Genomic DNA, 16,334 nt, shown 5'->3' with positions numbered 1-16,334 from the left:
CTGCCCGACGATACCGATAGGTAATTTAAAAATATGGCTAGTAGCGGGGAATGTAAGGGACATTACCATTGATTTTGATAGTAGAGTAGAGCCGTTTTTTCCTGTGTGCCGACAAGCGAAATGAGAAAATCATCGGTTTCTTCCATGCCTAACGGAAAAGTGCGGTAGTTTTTCAACACGTTTTACACTTCTTATCATTTAACGGCTCCGCATAAATTTGCCGAACAGAGCGACTTTCACCGTGATAAAGTTGAATCGCCCCAACGCAATCCTGCTCAATAGCCGAAAGCAAATCAAAGGGGGATTTGGTCGAGGTCTGGAAACGTTGCTGAATGCGTGAACGAATTTGTTCATTGTCGGGCAAAAGATTATCGAAGAAATTGTAAACCGAATCCTCTCGGTAAACTTTATGGGATAAAGGCAATGATAATGAAATTGGACGGGAGCGCGCAGAATCAAGCCATTTTGGGGGATATTGAAATTCCGTCGGCCATTTGTGAGCTTTCGCCATTCGCCGACCAGCAAGCCGTTCATTGCGACTTTCAAGATAGCGTTATTCATTACCACGCCTCATCGTCATCGGAAAATGCAGGTGTTGGTTCGCTGATTAAATTTTCCGTAACCGCGGATTTTTTGCGCGGTTGTACGATAAGTTCTAACTCTAATCCTGCCAAAATTTTAAATAACGTTTCTAATTTCGTGCGTTCCGGCTCATTTTCAAAAACCGATATTCTGGCTTGGGTGGTGCTAGCAAGCTTGGCGACATCTGTTTGTGAGAGGTTGCCTTGATAACGAAATTCCCGAATAACATGAGAAAGCATTTTTGCGATGGTAATAACCATTTTTGCTCCTTATACGCCATAGCATATAGATTTTATTTTATACGCTATGAAGTATAGAATTGTGTTTATATCTTGTAAAGTATAAATTATGGTTTATATCTTATGCGATATAAAATAAAATGATTAAAATTCCTACCGCACTTTTAATGGCGACCGCTAAAAGGGGGTTTAGCAAACCAGACTAAGATGAACAAAATAAGGAACATAATCGCAGATAGCCAAAAGATTTCGTTGGCACCGATAATAAAGCCTTGTGAAGTAATATTGCGGGCAAGTATAGAAGAGGTTTGTTCTTCACTCATGCCGAAACGCTCCATCATGTAATAATACTGTTGTGCGATAAGGTTGTACGGTGTAATGGCTTCGGTGAGTTGAGTATGATGCACGACTTCACGATTATACCATAAAAACGTAGTGAACGAGGTTCCCACGGAACCGGCAAGCGTGCGCAAAAAGTTGAACAGACTTGAAGCCGATGCCATTTTATGTGCCGGCAAGTCCGATAACGTAATGGTTGTCAACGGCATAAAGAAACAGGCAACCGCCAAGCCCTGCACCGTTTGCGGTAATATCACATTAATGAACGTCATATTCGGCTCAAAGGTAACGGCACGCCAATAAAAAGTGACGGCGTACACCACGAAACTGATAGTGACCAAAATACGCATATCGATTTTGTAACCGAATTTGCCGATAAGTGGCGATAGCAAAATCGGAAATAAACCCACAGGTGCGGAAGCCAAGCCTGCCCAAGTGGCAGTATAGCCGAACACTTGTTGAAGCAATAATGGGATCAGCACGACGGATCCAAGGTAGATCAAAAATGCCAGGCTGGTGGATAAGCAACCGACGGTAAAATTGCGTTGCTTAAACAAAGAAATATCCACCACAGGGTTGTCATCAGTTAGTTCCCAAATCACCAACGCGGTTAAGGTAACGGCAGAAACCACGGCAAGAATAATGATTTCGTTGGAACTGAACCAGTCCTGTTCGCGCCCTTGATCCAACATTAATTGCAAACAGCCGACACCTAATACCAATAAGATCAAGCCGACGGTATCAATGGGTTGGTGCTGAATTTCACTTTCCCGTGGTGCCAAAATTTTCCAGCTGAAACCGATGACGATTAAGCCGATGGGGACGTTAATAAAGAAAATCCAGCCCCAGTGCAGGTTGTCGCTAATCCAGCCACCGAGAATCGGGCCGAAAATCGGCGCCACAACCACCGTCATCGCCCAAAATGCCAGCGCCATTCCGCGTTTTTCCGGCGGGTAATTATTGAGTAGTAAACTTTGGGATAAAGGAATAATCGGACCTGCCGCCAACCCTTGGAATATTCGGCATAAAATCAACATTTCCAAACTGTGGGAAATGCCGCATAGCCAAGAGGCGAAGACAAAAAGTGCGGTCGAAATTAAGAATAATTTTACCTCGCCGAAGCGTTTGGCGAGCCAGCCGGTGATAGGAATGGAAATGGCGTTCGCCACCCCGAAAGATGTGATGACCCAAGTGCCTTGGCTGAATGACGCGCCGAGATCGCCTGCAATGGTGGGAATCGCCACATTGGCAATGGTAGAATCCAACACTTGCATGAATGTGGCGAGGGATAACGCCAGCGTAATTATGCCAAGGGCGACGCCTTCAATCGGTTTTTGCATCATTCCAAAACTCTAGTTGGTATTGTCGCTGATAATTTTTTCAATCAAATTTTCCAGCGCACTTTGGTCGTAATCTAGGGTGTTGGTGGAGTAGAGCGGTGTCGTGCGTTTCTTCTGCGATAAGATTTCACCGCTCGTGTCGGCAATATTCACTTCAACCAAGGTAGATAAGCCGATTCGCAAGGGGTAACGGGCAAGTTGTTGCGCGTCTAAGCTAACGCGCACCGGCACCCGTTGTATCACTTTGATCCAGTTGCCGGTGGCATTTTGTGCAGGCAATAAAGAAAATGCGCTGCCGGTGCCCATTTCAATGCCTTCTACTTTGCCATCGAATTTCACATCATGACCATATAAATCAAAAGACAGTTTTACCGGTTGTCCGATTCGCATATCTTTCAGTTGGGTTTCTTTGAAATTGGCATCCACCCACATTTTGTCGTTGGAAATAACAGCCATTAATGTACTGCCAACAGCGACTTTTTGCCCGATTTGTGTGCTGCGACGTGCCACATAACCGTCCACCGGGCTGACAATTTTGGTGCGTTGTAAATTTAACCAAGCCTGTTTTAGCGAACTAATGGCTTTTTGAATTTCCGGTTGTTCCTTAAGCGGCACATTCAGAAGTAAGGATTGATTGGCGGCAAGCTGATTTTTAACCGCTTTCAGATTCGCCTCTGCGATCACTACGGCTTCTCTGGCATGTTGCAGCGATTCTTTATCAATTGCGCCGCTTTTCCCCAGCATTTCACGACGCGCTAAGTCACCCTGTACTTTATTCAGTGCAATTTGATTGGCTTGAACGGTAGCTTCAAGCTGTTTGACTGTATAACCCAGTTGTGAAATTTGACGTACGGCGCTTGCCAAAGTATTTTGTGCTTGGCTGAAACTCAGTTGATAATCGGCATCATCAAGCTCCAGTAATACATCGCCGGCGTGAACGAAATCCATATTTTCCGCGTTAATTTGGCGCACATTACCGGCAATTTGTGCGGAAATCATCACTTGATTGCCACTTACATAGGCATCTTCGGTAGTTTGATAGGTTTTTACAAAAAAGAACCAGTACAGTCCGCTCAAGAAGCTAATAAGAATCAAAATAAAAAAGAAAATACCTAATGCTTTTCGGCGTGTGTTTTTTGATTTTTCAACTTGTGGTTGGCTTACTTCGCTCATTTATTATCCTTAACTTTAATACTTTGAAAATTATTATTTGTTATTTGATTTTTAAAGTCTATCAATTCTATTTAATGTAACAACTTGCTCTATTATGAACTTTTTTCTATACTCAAGCGAATAAAATGCTCGGTCTTGTAGTTTAGATCGTTTATCTTTTTTATTAAATTAGTAAGATGCACAAACCATAAAGTAGAGGAGAAATATTATGTCAAAAACATTTATTGGTTTAGATACTGCTCAATCAGAAATGTTGGCTTCAAAGTTAAATGAATTATTAGCGACTTACCAAGTTTTTTACACCAACGTGCGTGGCTATCACTGGAATATTAAAGATGTCAATTTCTTTGAATTACATGCAAAATTTGAGGAAGTTTATACTGACCTTGTGGAAAAAGTAGATGGGGTTGCAGAACGCATTTTAACTTTGGGTTATACACCAAATAACGCATTCAGTCAGTATTTAACTCTCGCACGTATTAAAGAAGATATTGCTGTAAGCAACGCAATTACTTGTTTAAAAGGCACGCTAGAAGGCTTTAAAGTGTTGCTTGCCCAACAGCGGGAGATTTTAGCCCTTGCCGGCGAAGCCGGTGATGAAGGCACTGTTTCACAAATGAGTGATTACATAAAAGAGCAAGAAAAACTGGTTTGGATGTTCCAGGCAGCTTGTCAAGCTTGTGCAAGCTAATTAATTAGCTAAAAAAATAATCCTGCTTAAATAAATCGTTAAGCAGGATTTTTTTGGTCAAAAGTGCGGTGATTTTTTCGAGCGTTTTGAAAACATCTTTAAGATTCACCGCACTTTTTTACTTGATGACCATCCCCATAATACTACGTGTTGCTTCCTTCACTTCCGTGAGTTGCACGCGTAAAATATCTCCGATCTTGTAAAGACGCTGATCTTTGACATAGAAGGCGATTTCGTCGGTATTGATAACAATTTCCTCTTTGTTGTCGTGCAAGGTTGAGGCAGGAATAAATATGGACGCGCCGTTTGCCAACAATAAAACACGTAAACCTCCACGGGTAATATCTTGTACTTCTGCTTCAAATTCCACTTTTTCGGCAACTTTATCGGCAAGATAGCGACAATATAGCCAATCGGCAATGTCACGTTCCACCAGGCGATTTTGGCGGCGGGCTTCTTGCAAGCGCACCAGCACGCTTTCTTCCGGTTTTTCATAAGGGCGATGGGCTAAATAAGCTTTAATCAGGCGATGATTCACCATGTCGGAATATTTCCGAATCGGTGACGTCCAAGTAGCGTAACCGTTCAATCCCAGCCCAAAGTGCGGTGCCAATTCCGCTTTAAATTCTGCAAAAGTTAAGAATCGACGCAGGCGGAATTCCAAATAATCCCCTTCAATCGGTTCAATATCGTGACGCATTTGGCAGTAGCCGTTTAGCGTCGCTAAATGCTCTACGGTATAGCGGGCTTGTAGTTCCGCTTTGTTTTCTTCGTTTGCTAAACTGGCTAACAGAAAATGATGGGCGTTTTCCAGGAATTTTTTGTCGAATCCGCTGTGCGTATTGAAAATACCGCATTGCAGGTTTTTCTGTAAAAATTGAGCGGCGCAGATATTGGCGATAATCATGGATTCTTCCACGATTTGGTTGGCAATACGGCGATATTCCGCCTTAATTTCCTGCACCTTGCCGTTTTCTCCCAACACGAAAGAATAATCCGGTTTTTCTTTAAACAATAGGGCATGGGTTTTGCGCCATTGTGTTCTGGCAAGGCTAAATTGATGCAGCCAATGAATTTGCTGTGCCATGTCTTGGTTTTCCGGCTGCCAGGCATTTTCTTTGCCTTCTAAATAATCGGACACCCGACTATAAGTCAATTTAGCTTTCGATTGTACATTCGCTAACACAAATTTTGCCGGCGCGATGATATTGCCCTGTAAATCCGTTTGAATATAACAAACCAGTGCGGGACGGGTTTCGTTAGGTTTTAAGGAACAAAGCTCGTCGGAGAGTTCGCGTGGTAACATTGGGATGTTGAAGCCCGGCAGATAATTGGTGAAACAGCGTTGCTTAGCATCTTTCTCGATTTGCGAATCCAAGCTGATATAAGCCGTCGGATCGGCAATCGCCACAAGCAATTGCCAGCCGGTTTGCTCATTATTTGAGGTTAACGGCTCAATATATAAGGCGTCATCCATGTCCTGCGTGGTTTCCGAGTCGATGGTGACGAAGTGAAGTGCGGTCAGATTTTCGCGCGTTTCTTTATCCTGCATTTCATATTGATCTTGCCCCTGAACAGGCTCACGTGGTTGCTCGTGACGGGCAAGGGTGACCCACCAAGGCGCCAATTCATCATCGGCGTGGCAAATGAATTGGGTAATTTGCGCATAGAAAAAACGATCATCACGCAGCGGATGAGTTTTAAGTGATGCCACCACCCAATCGCCTTCCTGTAACTCTTTTTTTACGGATTTGTTTTGCGCGGCGCCAATGGGTTGATTGATATTCGGGTGATCGACCAATACCTGTAATTTCTTGTCTTTATTGAACCGCACTTTGGCGATAAAACGGGTGAGTATCGGTTCGATCAGGGCTTCCGGTTCCGCTTGTTCTTTGTCGCCCTGTTTTTCAATAGTGGCGCTGATTTTGTCGCCGTGCATCACTTTTTTCATTGCCGGCGGTGCAATAAAATAGCTTTTTTTTTCACATTCTAAAAAACCGTAAGCTTTATCAGTGCTTTTTACCGTGCCTTCCACACGTTCTTTGCTGTCGTGAATTTGTTGTTTTAATTGGGCGAGTAGGGGATTATCTTGAAACATAACGTCTAATAATTGGTATAAAAACTAAAAAGGCAGGTTAAAAAACCTGCCGATAAGTGAAGGAAGAAAAAATTATTCTTCGCCTAATTCTCCCATGGCGGTGATGCTGAAACCGGCATCCACGTGCACGATTTCACCGGTGATGCCGGAAGCTAAACCAGAACATAGGAATGCGGCGGAGTTGCCCACATCTTCAATGGTTACGGTGCGGCGTAATGCCGCAGTTTTCTCAAAAGCAGAAAGCATTTTCTTGAAGTTTTTGATGCCGGATGCCGCCAAGGTACGAATCGGGCCGGCAGAAATGGCGTTCACACGAATGCCGTCTTTGCCTAAATCCGCTGCCATTACGCGGGTTGCCGCTTCAAGAGAAGCTTTGGCTAAACACATGACGTTGTAGTTAGGAATAGCACGTTCTGCGCCCAAGTAAGAAAGGGTAAGTAAGGCGGCGTTTGGATTCAAATACGGGCGTGCCGCTTGCGCCATTGCCACGAAGCTGTAAGCACTGATGTCGTGGGCGATGCGATAGCCTTCACGGGTCGCCGCGTTCACGTAATCGCCATCGAGTTGATCGCCCGGTGCGAATGCAATGGCGTGCACGAAACCGTCAAATTTATCCCAGTGTTTGCTTAATTCCGCAAAACAGTTTTGAATGCTTTCATCAGTGGCAACGTCCAACGGAAGCACGATGTTCACACCGAATTCTTTGGCAAATTCTTCTACGCGCGGTTGTAATTTTTCATTTAAATAAGTGAAAGCCAGTTCCGCACCTTGTTCTTTCATCGCTTTCGCAATGCCGTAGGCGATGGAACGATTGCTGGCGAGACCTGTGACTAAAATACGTTTACCTGTTAAGAAACCCATAGTTATTCCTATTTGTTTTAGTGAAAAAATTGGCGAGATTATACTTGTTTTGCCGACCTTGAGCAATGTAACGATTTTTGGTTTAACCAGTTACGCCGGATTATCCATATCCTTAAATTCCACCTCAAAACCATATTCGTTTGCCAGCCATTCGCCTAATGCTTTCACCCCGTAACGTTCGGTGGCGTGATGACCGGAGGAAAAGAAATGAACCCCTTGTTCTCTGGCGGAATGAATGGTTTGTTCCGAAACTTCACCGGTGATAAAGGCGTCACAACCTTGTGCGGCGGCAAGATCGATATAACCCTGTCCGCCGCCGGTACAAATACCGACTTTGCGAATAAAGTGCGGTCCGTTTTCCGTGCAAATTAACGGTTTGCGGGCGAGTGTTTGCTCAATGCGTTGGGCAAATTGTTCGGCGCTAAGCGGTTCTTTTAAAGTGCCCCAAACCGGGATGCTGAAGCTGCCTTGTTCCAATGGTTGAAGGTTTTCAATGCCTAATAATTGGGCTAATTGGGCGTTGTTGCCCAGTTCGGGGTGGACGTCCAGTGGCAGATGATAGCCGTACAAATTGATGTCATTTACCAGCAACGCCTTGATACGTCTGCCTTTCATGCCGCGAATACAAGGGTTCTCACTTTTCCAAAAATAACCGTGATGAACGAGTAGCGCGTCGGCTTTTTGTGCAACGGCATAGTCAATTAAGGCTTGGCTGGCGGTCACGCCGGTGATGATTTTTTTAACTTCAGGTTTGCCTTCTACCTGTAATCCGTTCGGCGCGTAATCATTGATAAGATGGCTGCTGAGCTTTTGATTAAGTAGATTTTCCAGGGCTAAATTTTGCATAACTATTCTCTGAATAAAGAAAGGAATGGCGTAATGATAATGGCTTTGGGGAGGAATAAGAAGAAAAAAATGACCGGTGCGAAGATCTTTTGGTAAAGACATGGGGGAGTTGTTTGCACCGGCCACTGTGTTTAAGAATGACGACCACCTTAAATAAAAACAGCTTCATTATACAATTTAATATATAGCGATCAAGTAAAATCTGCTTATTTCGTTAAAAAAATTTATTCAATGCCAATTAATTTATGTGTTTGTACACTTAATAACCATTTTGGTCTGTTTACACGTTGATTTAATTGCCCAAGTTGGGTGATGGTTTCCAGCAAATTCATTTTGCCGTTAATTTCACAAGGAGAAAGGTAATAGCGCTCGGCGCGGATTTTGTCTTCAATAAGTTCACAAAATGCCATAACGTTTTCATCTGCAACGATACGAACTTCATGGGCAAAATCAATACAACGTCGTTCATATTTGTGTGGATACAAGCGTTTCGGACTGGTCGCGATGTAATCAATTTGTGGTGGGATCGGTTTCAGCCCATTGGTTTCAATGGCGAGGAAATAACCTTCCGATTTCATTTGTTCAAGCAGGATTTCAATATTTGGAACAATCGTCGGTTCGCCGCCGGTGATGATAATATTCTTTGAAGAAAATGACCGCACTTCTTCCATCACTTGCGCCAGCGTCATGCGTTCGAATTGATTATAATTAGTATCACACCAAGGACAGGCGAGATTGCATTTGCCGAAGCGCACGAAAATGCACGGCATACCGGTGTTAAAACCTTCGCCTTGCAGGCTTTCAAAAATCTCAACGATGTTGTAAGAAGGCATAAAAACACTGCTATTTTGCACCGCACTTATTCCCCATATTCGCAAAATGATGTGGGCGTTTCCCATAGACGAATGGCGGAAACGGGAAGGTTTTTCTGATATTTCAACTGATTAAAAATAAATTGAGCCAATTGTTCCGCCGTAGTGCGAAAAGGGACACCGAAGGTTTTAGAATCAAGCTGTTGCAATAGAGATGCGATTTTGCTCTCACGTTCACTGGTTTGATCGTAAATAAATGCGTGATCCATCGGTTCCAATATGGCGTGATTGACGATTTTCTTCAAATCGCTGAAATCAATAACCATGCCTTGTTTCGCGCCTTCCTGATACAAATCTCCACGCACTTCCACCTGCAATTTATAGGTGTGCCCGTGTAAATTCTGACACTTCCCATCATGCCCATCCAACAGATGCGCCATATCAAAGCTAAATTCTTTAGAAACTTTAAACATACTAAGCCTATTAATTCGGTTAATCGTTATTTAGGCATTGCCGCCCGAATAAAATTCAATCGGTGATCACAAATGTGTTTTGAAAGGAGAAGTTGAAATGTCATGTGATACCTAGTTTTTTTATGTAGGAGGTTTGCGAACTACAGAAAAAGCGATGACCTTTTCAGATCATCACTTTTTTCAAGGTTATTACCTCTGCCGCATTGCCGGGAATAAAATCACATCACGGATAGATGGCGCGTTGGCGTAGAGCATTGCCAGGCGGTCGATGCCTAAGCCCTCGCCAGCTGTTGGTGGTAAGCCGTGTTCGAGTGCGATCACGAAGTCTTCATCTTTAAACATCGCTTCGTCATCACCGGCTTCTTTGGCGGCGACTTGTGCGTCGAAACGGTCGTTTTGGTCTTCGGCGTCGTTTAATTCTGAGAAGCCGTTACCGATTTCACGTCCGCCGATGAAGAGTTCAAAACGGTCTGTGACTTCCGGATTTTCATCGTTACGACGGGCGAGCGGTGAAATTTCAGCAGGGTGAGCCATTAAAAAAGTCGGCTGAATTAAGTGATGTTCTGCCACTTCTTCAAAGATGGCGTTCACAATGCTGCCTAAGCCCCAGGATTTTTGTACTTCAATGCCTAAGCGTTCTGCGGTAGCTTTGGCACGGTCGAAGTCGTATAAATCTTCTTTTACGATGCCTTTTTCGGCGCCGTATTTAATGGTGGCGTCGTGTAAGGTGATACGCTCGAACGGTTTGCCGAAATCAAATTCTAAGTCGCCATATTTCACGATGGTGGTGCCTAAAATATTAATCGCCAATTTGCGCAATAATTCTTCGGTGTTGTCCATTAAATCATGGTAATCGGCGTAGGCTTGGTAGTATTCCAGCATGGTGAATTCGGGATTGTGACGCACGGAAACACCTTCGTTGCGGAAATTGCGGTTCAATTCGAATACGCGTTCAAAGCCGCCCACCACTAAACGTTTTAAGTAAAGTTCCGGTGCGATACGCAAATACATATCCACGTCTAAGGCATTGTGATGTGTGACAAACGGACGAGCCGCTGCACCACCCGGAATCACTTGCAACATTGGGGTTTCCACTTCCATGAAGCCTTTGGAAAGGAAATATTCACGAATGCCGGCGACGACTTTAGAACGAATGATGAAAGTGCGGCGGGATTCTTCGTTAGAAATTAAATCCAAATAACGTTGACGATAACGCACTTCTTGGTCGGTTAAACCGTGGAATTTGTCCGGCAGCGGGCGAAGGGCTTTGGTTAATAACTGAACTTTGGTGGCTTTCACGGTGAGTTCGTCGGTTTTGGTTTTGAATAGCGAACCTTTAATACCGACAATGTCACCCAAATCCCAGTGACCTACATCATCTTTATACACGCCTTCAGGCAAGTTATTGCGCGCCACATAAAGCTGAATTTTGCCGCTCATATCTTGAATGGTGATAAAGGTGGCTTTACCCATGGCGCGACGAGTCATGATACGTCCGGCAACGGTAACTTCAATGTGTTTTTCTTTTAATGCTTCGCCCTCTTCGGCATCATATTTATCGTGCAAATCCTGTGCAAGCGCATCGCGACGGAATTGGTTCGGGAAGGCATTGCCTTTGGCGCGCAAGGCGGCTAATTTTTCACGACGCACCAACATTTCGCCGTTCAGGTCTAATTCTTTGACTTCTTGTTCTGACATTTTTGTTTACCTTTCATTTTTAACTTTAAAAAACGTTCTTAAAAACGACCGCACTTTTACAAGCCGGCCTTTAAACTCGCTTCAATAAAACGATCCAAATCGCCGTCTAACACCGCTTGCGTATTGCGGTTTTCAATGCCGGTGCGTAAATCTTTAATGCGGGAATCGTCCAACACATAAGAACGAATTTGGCTGCCCCAGCCGATGTCGGATTTATTGTCTTCCATGGCTTGTTTGTCGGCGTTTTTCTTTTGCAATTCCAGCTCGTACAACTTCGCTTTTAACTGCTTCATTGCCTGGTCTTTATTCTTGTGCTGGGAACGGTCATTTTGACATTGCACTACAATGCCGCTTGGTATGTGGGTAATTCGCACCGCACTTTCGGTTTTGTTTACGTGCTGACCGCCTGCGCCGGACGCGCGATAGACATCGATACGCAAGTCTGCCGGATTGATTTCGATGTCAATGTCGTCGTCAATTTCAGGATACACAAATGCGGCACTGAAAGAGGTATGGCGACGGTTATTGGAATCGAACGGGCTTTTGCGCACCAAACGGTGAATGCCGGTTTCGGTGCGTAACCAACCGAAGGCGTATTCGCCGCTCACTTTGATGGTGGCGGATTTCAACCCTGCCACATCGCCGTCGGAAACTTCCATTAATTCGGTTTTGAAGCCTTTGCTTTCCGCCCAACGCAAATACATCCGCAATAACATTTCCGTCCAGTCCTGCGCTTCCGTACCGCCTGAACCCGCTTGTAAATCCACATAGCAATCGCAGGCATCGTGTTCACCGCTGAACATACGGCGGAATTCTAATTTTTCGAGTTGTTGTTCAAGCGCATTTAATTCGGTGATGGCTTCGTTGAAGGTGTCTTCATCACCCGCTTCCACGGCAAGTTCCAACAGTCCGTCCACATCTTCCAAGCCTTGTTCCAGATTTTTAATGGTGTTGACCACCAGTTCTAAAGAAACGCGTTCTTTGCCGAGCGCCTGCGCTTTCTCTGCATCGTTCCATACGTCAGGCTGTTCCAGTTCGGCGTTGACTTCTTCTAAACGCTCCAGTTTGGCGTCGAAGTCAAAGATACCCCCGAAGCACGGAAGTGCGGTCGGTTAAATCGGCGATTTTATTTTTGATAGGATTAATTTCAAACATGATAATGAATGTCGTAAAAAGGTAAATTAAGTGCGGGATTATAAGGGATTTTGCGGGAATTGGGTAGAGCGAACGAAACTCCAACTGTGAAATTCTGTGAATTTTGCATAACGCGTCAATTACTTTTATAATTCACGCTCAATTTCACTTATTTAGGAACAACAGAAATGAAAAAAATTATTACTACGCTTTCTCTTTTGGCTATATCTATGAGTGTAACGGCAAATGATGTTGCACTGAAAAGTAAATTGGAAAAGCTTGGTGTGAAAGATATTGATATTCAAACTTCACCGATTAAAGGCTTGAAAACTGTCGTAAGCGACCAAGGCATTTTTTACGCAAGTGAAGACGGCGAATATTTATTACAAGGTAAAATCTACAAATTAACCGATAAAGGCATTAGCAACGTCACTAATAAAGTGTTGCTGGATAAATTAAATGCGCTGAAAAATGAAATGATTGTGTATCCGGCAAAAAATGAAAAACACGTCATTACTGTATTTATGGATATTACCTGCCATTACTGCCATTTGTTACATCAACAAGTGAAAGAATATAACGACTTAGGCATTACCGTACGTTATTTGGCGTTCCCGCGTGCAGGTATGGAGAGTCAAACTGCAGGGCAAATGGAAGCGATTTTTACCGCAAAAGACCCAACATTCGCTTTAAACGAAGCGGAAAAAGGCAATCTTCCAAAAGAATTGAAGACCCCGAATGTGGTGAGAAAACATTATTTGCTTGGCGCTCAATTTGGTGTAAACGGAACGCCGACTATCATTACCAGTGAAGGCGAAGTTATTGGTGGTTATCTAAAACCTGCTGATTTACTTGCGGCGTTAGAAGGATAATACAGGTCATCTGTGCAAAAACAAATCTTACGCCGTGAAGTGCCGGCAGGTAATAAACTCTGTGACGATCCGCTCTTGGATCGTCTCTATCGCTCGCGGCACATTAAAAACGCTTGCCAGTTAGACCGCACTTTAGCCGCCATTCACAACCCGAATCTGATGTCCGGTTTGGATGATGCTGTAGCGCTTTTGCTGGAAGCCTACGAAAAACAGCAAAAAATCGTTATCGTCGGCGATTTCGATGCGGACGGTGCGACAAGCACGGCATTGGCGGTGTTGGCGTTGCGCCAGCTTGGTTTTGTCAACGTAGCTTATTTGGTACCGAATCGCTTCGAGCAAGGTTACGGTTTAAGTGTTGCAGTGGCGCAAGAGGCATTGGCGCTGGATGTTGAACTGCTTATCACGGTGGATAATGGTGTGTCTTCTCATGAGGGCGTAGCGTTTCTAAAAGAACGGGGCGTGAATGTTATCGTCACCGACCATCATTTGCCGCCGGAAAGCTTGCCGAGTGCCGATGCCATCATCAATCCGAATCTTGCCCATTGCGGTTTTCCGTCGAAAAATCTTGCCGGTGTGGGCGTGGCGTTTTATCTTATGCTTGCTTTGCGGGCGAAATTTCGTGAATTGGGCATGTTTGACGCCAAAAATCAGCCGAATTTCACCGAACTGCTGGATTTGGTGGCGTTAGGTACGGTGTCTGATGTAGTGCCGTTGGATCAAAACAATCGCATTCTGGTGTATCAGGGCTTGGCGCGTATTAAAGCGCAGCGTTGCCGTTTTGGTATTCGAGCTTTGGCAGAAGTGGCAAAACGGGATTTAGCGGGATTTTCCGCATCGGATTTGGGTTTTTCTATTGCACCGCGATTAAATGCGGCGGGACGTTTGGATAATATGTCCGTAGGCGTTGAATTATTGCTAGCAGAAGACATGGAAAGCGCCCGTGCCTTGGCGTTAGAATTAGACGGCTTAAATCAAGCGCGCAAAGAAATCGAGCAGGGCATGAAGCTGGAAGCTTTAAAAATATGCCAAAATCTCACCGCACTTGAAAACCAATTGCCACATTCCATCGTGCTGTATCAGGCGGATTGGCATCAAGGTGTACTGGGCATTGTGGCATCGCGTATTAAAGACCAATTTCACCGCCCGGTGATTGCCTTTGCACAGGAGCAAGATGGCATTTTAAAAGGTTCCGCACGCTCCATTCCGGGTTTACATATTCGTGATGCGCTGGAACGGGTTTATTCGCAGCACCCGGATTTAATTTTAAAATTCGGCGGTCATGCAATGGCGGCGGGCTTAAGCATTAATGAAAACTATTTTGCCGATTTTCAACGCATTTTTAACGAGACGGTCAGTGAGTTGTTGGCTCAGGAACAATTACAAGGCAGCATTTGGACGGATGGCGAACTGAGCGTGAATGAGCTGAATCTGAATACGGCGGAACGTTTAAAATCTGCCGGCCCTTGGGGGCAAGCCTTCCCCGAACCTTTATTTGACGGCGAGTTTAAAATCCTACAACAGCGCTTGGTAGGGGAAAAACATTTAAAAATGATGGTGGAATCCAAACTGGGCGGACCATTGATGGATGCTATCGCATTTAATGTGGATACGCGCTATTATCCTGATTTATCAATAAAAACAGCAAAACTGGTATATAAGTTAGACATTAATGAATTTCGCGGCAATCGGGATATTCAGTTATTAATTGATTATATTGAACCTTTAGAGAATTAGAGCCAGTCATGTTGCGGGTCGGATTGTTTATCATGCTATTATGCGTAGGCGGATTCGCTGCGGCACAAGCCGGTGATGAATCCGTTGCGCCTGATCCTGCTGTTTTGCTTGATGAAGAAAGTCCGGAATTTGAAGATGGCAAAGATTATTTCTCTTACGAATATCCTATCGCCATGCCTGCCCGTAATGATCACCGCGTTATTATTCAGTTCTTTTTTGATTATGACTGCCGTGTTTGTTCCTCCGCACAGGATATTTTAGAACTTTACACGCAAATCAACCGTGATCGTGTAGTATTGGAAGAATTCCCCGTCGCTACCAACAAAGCGCGCTTCACTGCCGGTGTTTTCTTCAGTTTACAAGCTTTAAATGTGGAGCATCTGTCTTCCGCATTACTGTTTGAAACCTCGGAACGGCAGCGTTATATCAAATTATCCCGCATTGAAAATCTGGTACATTGGCTGCAAAAACAAGGCATTGAGCGCGATAGTTTCTTGGAAATGTATCATTCCGATCAGATTCACCAAAAAGTGAATGACGCCGTGCTGATGACGGAAGAGTATGGTGTGTTCACCTTTCCTTATGTGATCATCAACGGCAAATACGTTTTGACCGCCAGCACGCTGTATAACGATGATTATGCGCTCGCCGTGTTGGATTTTTTAGTAAATAGAAAATAATAACGCAAGGATAAATATGAAAATTGGTATTGTCGGCGCCATGGCGCAGGAAGTGGAAATTTTGGTTGGGTTAATGACGGATAAAAACGTCACAAAATTGGTTTCCGGTACGATTTATGAAGGTAAAATTCATGGCAAAAATATTGCCTTGTTGCAATCGGGTATTGGCAAAGTCGCTGCTGCCATGGGCACCACCGCTTTATTGCAACTTGCTAAACCGAACCTGGTGATTAACACAGGTTCCGCCGGTGGGGTGGCGGAGGGATTGCACGTCGGTGATGTGATTGTATCCACCGAAACCCAATACCACGACGCCGATGTGACCGCCTTCGGTTATGCCAAAGGACAGCTACCCGCATGCCCTGTCACTTTTGTTTCTGATGCCCGTTTGGTCGAATTGGCGGAACGTACTGCAAAACAGCTTGGGCAACGGGTAAAACGCGGTTTAATTTGTTCCGGCGATAGCTTTATTCAAGGCGGAGAACGTTTGGCGCAGATTAAGCAGGATTTCCCAAATGTCATCGCGGTGGAAATGGAAGCCACAGCTATTGCGCAAGTTTGCCATGCGTTTAACGTGCCTTTCGTGGTGGTGCGCGCCATTTCCGATGCGGGCGATGGCAAAGCTAATATGTCTTTTGAAGAATTTCTACCGCTCGCTGCCAAACAATCGTCCGACATGGTTGTCGCCATGTTGGCGGAGTTGAATTAACGGTTTATTTTCCCTCTGCATTCCCGCCGCGTACGCGTTTGCCGTACGCGGAA

At 44.5% G+C, this 16,334-nt stretch carries 17 protein-coding genes and 1 riboswitch; of the genes, 5 read left to right on the top strand and 12 right to left on the bottom strand.

Annotated elements, in window-relative coordinates; all coding sequences use genetic code 11:
• Window positions 1-62 precede the first annotated feature (62 nt).
• The 5 genes from A3CS_RS1000000112255 to A3CS_RS0105930 form a co-directional block, all read right to left on the bottom strand.
• Window positions 63-179 (bottom strand): hypothetical protein, encoded by a 117-nt coding sequence (locus A3CS_RS1000000112255; RefSeq protein ID WP_005545808.1) that lies wholly within the window; start codon window positions 177-179, stop codon window positions 63-65.
• Window positions 173-511, bottom strand: coding sequence for a HipA N-terminal domain-containing protein (locus tag A3CS_RS1000000112250; RefSeq protein WP_005573679.1), 339 nt, complete (start codon window positions 509-511; stop codon window positions 173-175). Before A3CS_RS1000000112250 ends, A3CS_RS1000000112255 begins: the two co-directional genes overlap by 7 nt.
• A 49-nt stretch (window positions 512-560) precedes the next feature.
• Complete coding sequence (locus A3CS_RS0105940; protein WP_005545810.1) at window positions 561-842, bottom strand: helix-turn-helix domain-containing protein; 282 nt, start codon at window positions 840-842, stop codon at window positions 561-563.
• A gap of 143 nt (window positions 843-985) precedes the next feature.
• Complete coding sequence (locus A3CS_RS0105935; protein WP_005545812.1) at window positions 986-2,503, bottom strand: DHA2 family efflux MFS transporter permease subunit; 1,518 nt, start codon at window positions 2,501-2,503, stop codon at window positions 986-988.
• A gap of 9 nt (window positions 2,504-2,512) precedes the next feature.
• On the bottom strand, window positions 2,513-3,673 hold the full coding sequence (locus A3CS_RS0105930; protein WP_005545814.1) for an EmrA/EmrK family multidrug efflux transporter periplasmic adaptor subunit: 1,161 nt from the start codon (window positions 3,671-3,673) through the stop codon (window positions 2,513-2,515).
• Window positions 3,674-3,881: 208 nt separating this feature from the next.
• Here A3CS_RS0105930 and A3CS_RS0105925 point away from each other — a divergent pair, with 208 nt between their 5' ends.
• Window positions 3,882-4,364: a Dps family protein gene (locus A3CS_RS0105925; RefSeq protein ID WP_005544145.1), complete on the top strand. Its 483-nt coding sequence runs from the start codon at window positions 3,882-3,884 to the stop codon at window positions 4,362-4,364.
• A 118-nt stretch (window positions 4,365-4,482) separates the two neighbouring features.
• Here the strand turns inward: A3CS_RS0105925 and rnb are convergent, their stop codons facing one another.
• From rnb to prfB, 7 genes are all read right to left on the bottom strand, one after another.
• Window positions 4,483-6,462, bottom strand: a complete 1,980-nt coding sequence (gene rnb, locus A3CS_RS0105915) for an exoribonuclease II (RefSeq protein ID WP_005545815.1) — start codon at window positions 6,460-6,462, stop codon at window positions 4,483-4,485.
• A 72-nt stretch (window positions 6,463-6,534) separates the two neighbouring features.
• The gene (locus A3CS_RS0105910; protein ID WP_005545817.1) at window positions 6,535-7,323 is read right to left on the bottom strand and encodes an enoyl-ACP reductase FabI; all 789 of its coding nucleotides are present in this window, start codon (window positions 7,321-7,323) and stop codon (window positions 6,535-6,537) included.
• 90 nt (window positions 7,324-7,413) lie between these two features.
• Window positions 7,414-8,169: a Nif3-like dinuclear metal center hexameric protein gene (locus tag A3CS_RS0105905; protein ID WP_005566757.1), complete on the bottom strand. Its 756-nt coding sequence runs from the start codon at window positions 8,167-8,169 to the stop codon at window positions 7,414-7,416.
• A gap of 224 nt (window positions 8,170-8,393) precedes the next feature.
• Entirely contained in the window at window positions 8,394-9,002 is a 609-nt protein-coding gene (locus A3CS_RS0105900; RefSeq protein ID WP_014167720.1) for a 7-carboxy-7-deazaguanine synthase QueE, read from the bottom strand.
• Window positions 9,003-9,028: 26 nt separating this feature from the next.
• On the bottom strand, window positions 9,029-9,454 hold the full coding sequence (queD, locus tag A3CS_RS0105895; RefSeq protein ID WP_005545823.1) for a 6-carboxytetrahydropterin synthase QueD: 426 nt from the start codon (window positions 9,452-9,454) through the stop codon (window positions 9,029-9,031).
• Window positions 9,455-9,559: 105 nt separating this feature from the next.
• A riboswitch (PreQ1 riboswitch) is annotated at window positions 9,560-9,604 on the bottom strand.
• A gap of 39 nt (window positions 9,605-9,643) precedes the next feature.
• Window positions 9,644-11,152, bottom strand: coding sequence for a lysine--tRNA ligase (lysS, locus tag A3CS_RS0105890; RefSeq protein WP_005545825.1), 1,509 nt, complete (start codon window positions 11,150-11,152; stop codon window positions 9,644-9,646).
• A 56-nt stretch (window positions 11,153-11,208) separates the two neighbouring features.
• A protein-coding gene (prfB, locus tag A3CS_RS0105885; RefSeq protein WP_181893445.1) for a peptide chain release factor 2 occupies window positions 11,209-12,307 on the bottom strand; the annotation gives its coding sequence in 2 pieces (ribosomal slippage) (window positions 11,209-12,231 and window positions 12,233-12,307; 1,098 coding nt in all).
• Window positions 12,308-12,474: 167 nt separating this feature from the next.
• Between prfB and dsbC the strand changes: the two genes are divergently transcribed.
• The 4 genes from dsbC to A3CS_RS0105865 are packed head-to-tail and all read left to right on the top strand — an operon-like array spanning window position 12,475 to window position 16,281.
• Window positions 12,475-13,158 carry a bifunctional protein-disulfide isomerase/oxidoreductase DsbC gene (dsbC, locus tag A3CS_RS0105880; protein WP_005545830.1) on the top strand — a complete coding sequence of 228 codons (684 nt, stop codon included), beginning with the start codon at window positions 12,475-12,477 and terminating at the stop codon, window positions 13,156-13,158.
• A 12-nt stretch (window positions 13,159-13,170) separates the two neighbouring features.
• A complete protein-coding gene (recJ, locus tag A3CS_RS0105875; protein ID WP_005545832.1) occupies window positions 13,171-14,892 on the top strand; it encodes a single-stranded-DNA-specific exonuclease RecJ in 1,722 nt (573 codons plus the stop codon).
• An 8-nt stretch (window positions 14,893-14,900) separates the two neighbouring features.
• Window positions 14,901-15,572, top strand: a complete 672-nt coding sequence (locus tag A3CS_RS0105870; protein ID WP_005545833.1) for a thiol:disulfide interchange protein DsbA/DsbL — start codon at window positions 14,901-14,903, stop codon at window positions 15,570-15,572.
• 16 nt (window positions 15,573-15,588) lie between these two features.
• Window positions 15,589-16,281 carry a 5'-methylthioadenosine/adenosylhomocysteine nucleosidase gene (locus tag A3CS_RS0105865; protein ID WP_005545834.1) on the top strand — a complete coding sequence of 231 codons (693 nt, stop codon included), beginning with the start codon at window positions 15,589-15,591 and terminating at the stop codon, window positions 16,279-16,281.
• Window positions 16,282-16,334 lie beyond the last annotated feature (53 nt).

The organism is Aggregatibacter actinomycetemcomitans DSM 8324, from assembly GCF_000372365.1.
GTDB lineage: Bacteria > Pseudomonadota > Gammaproteobacteria > Enterobacterales > Pasteurellaceae > Aggregatibacter > Aggregatibacter actinomycetemcomitans.
This window is presented reverse-complemented; position numbering and strand designations above follow the sequence as displayed.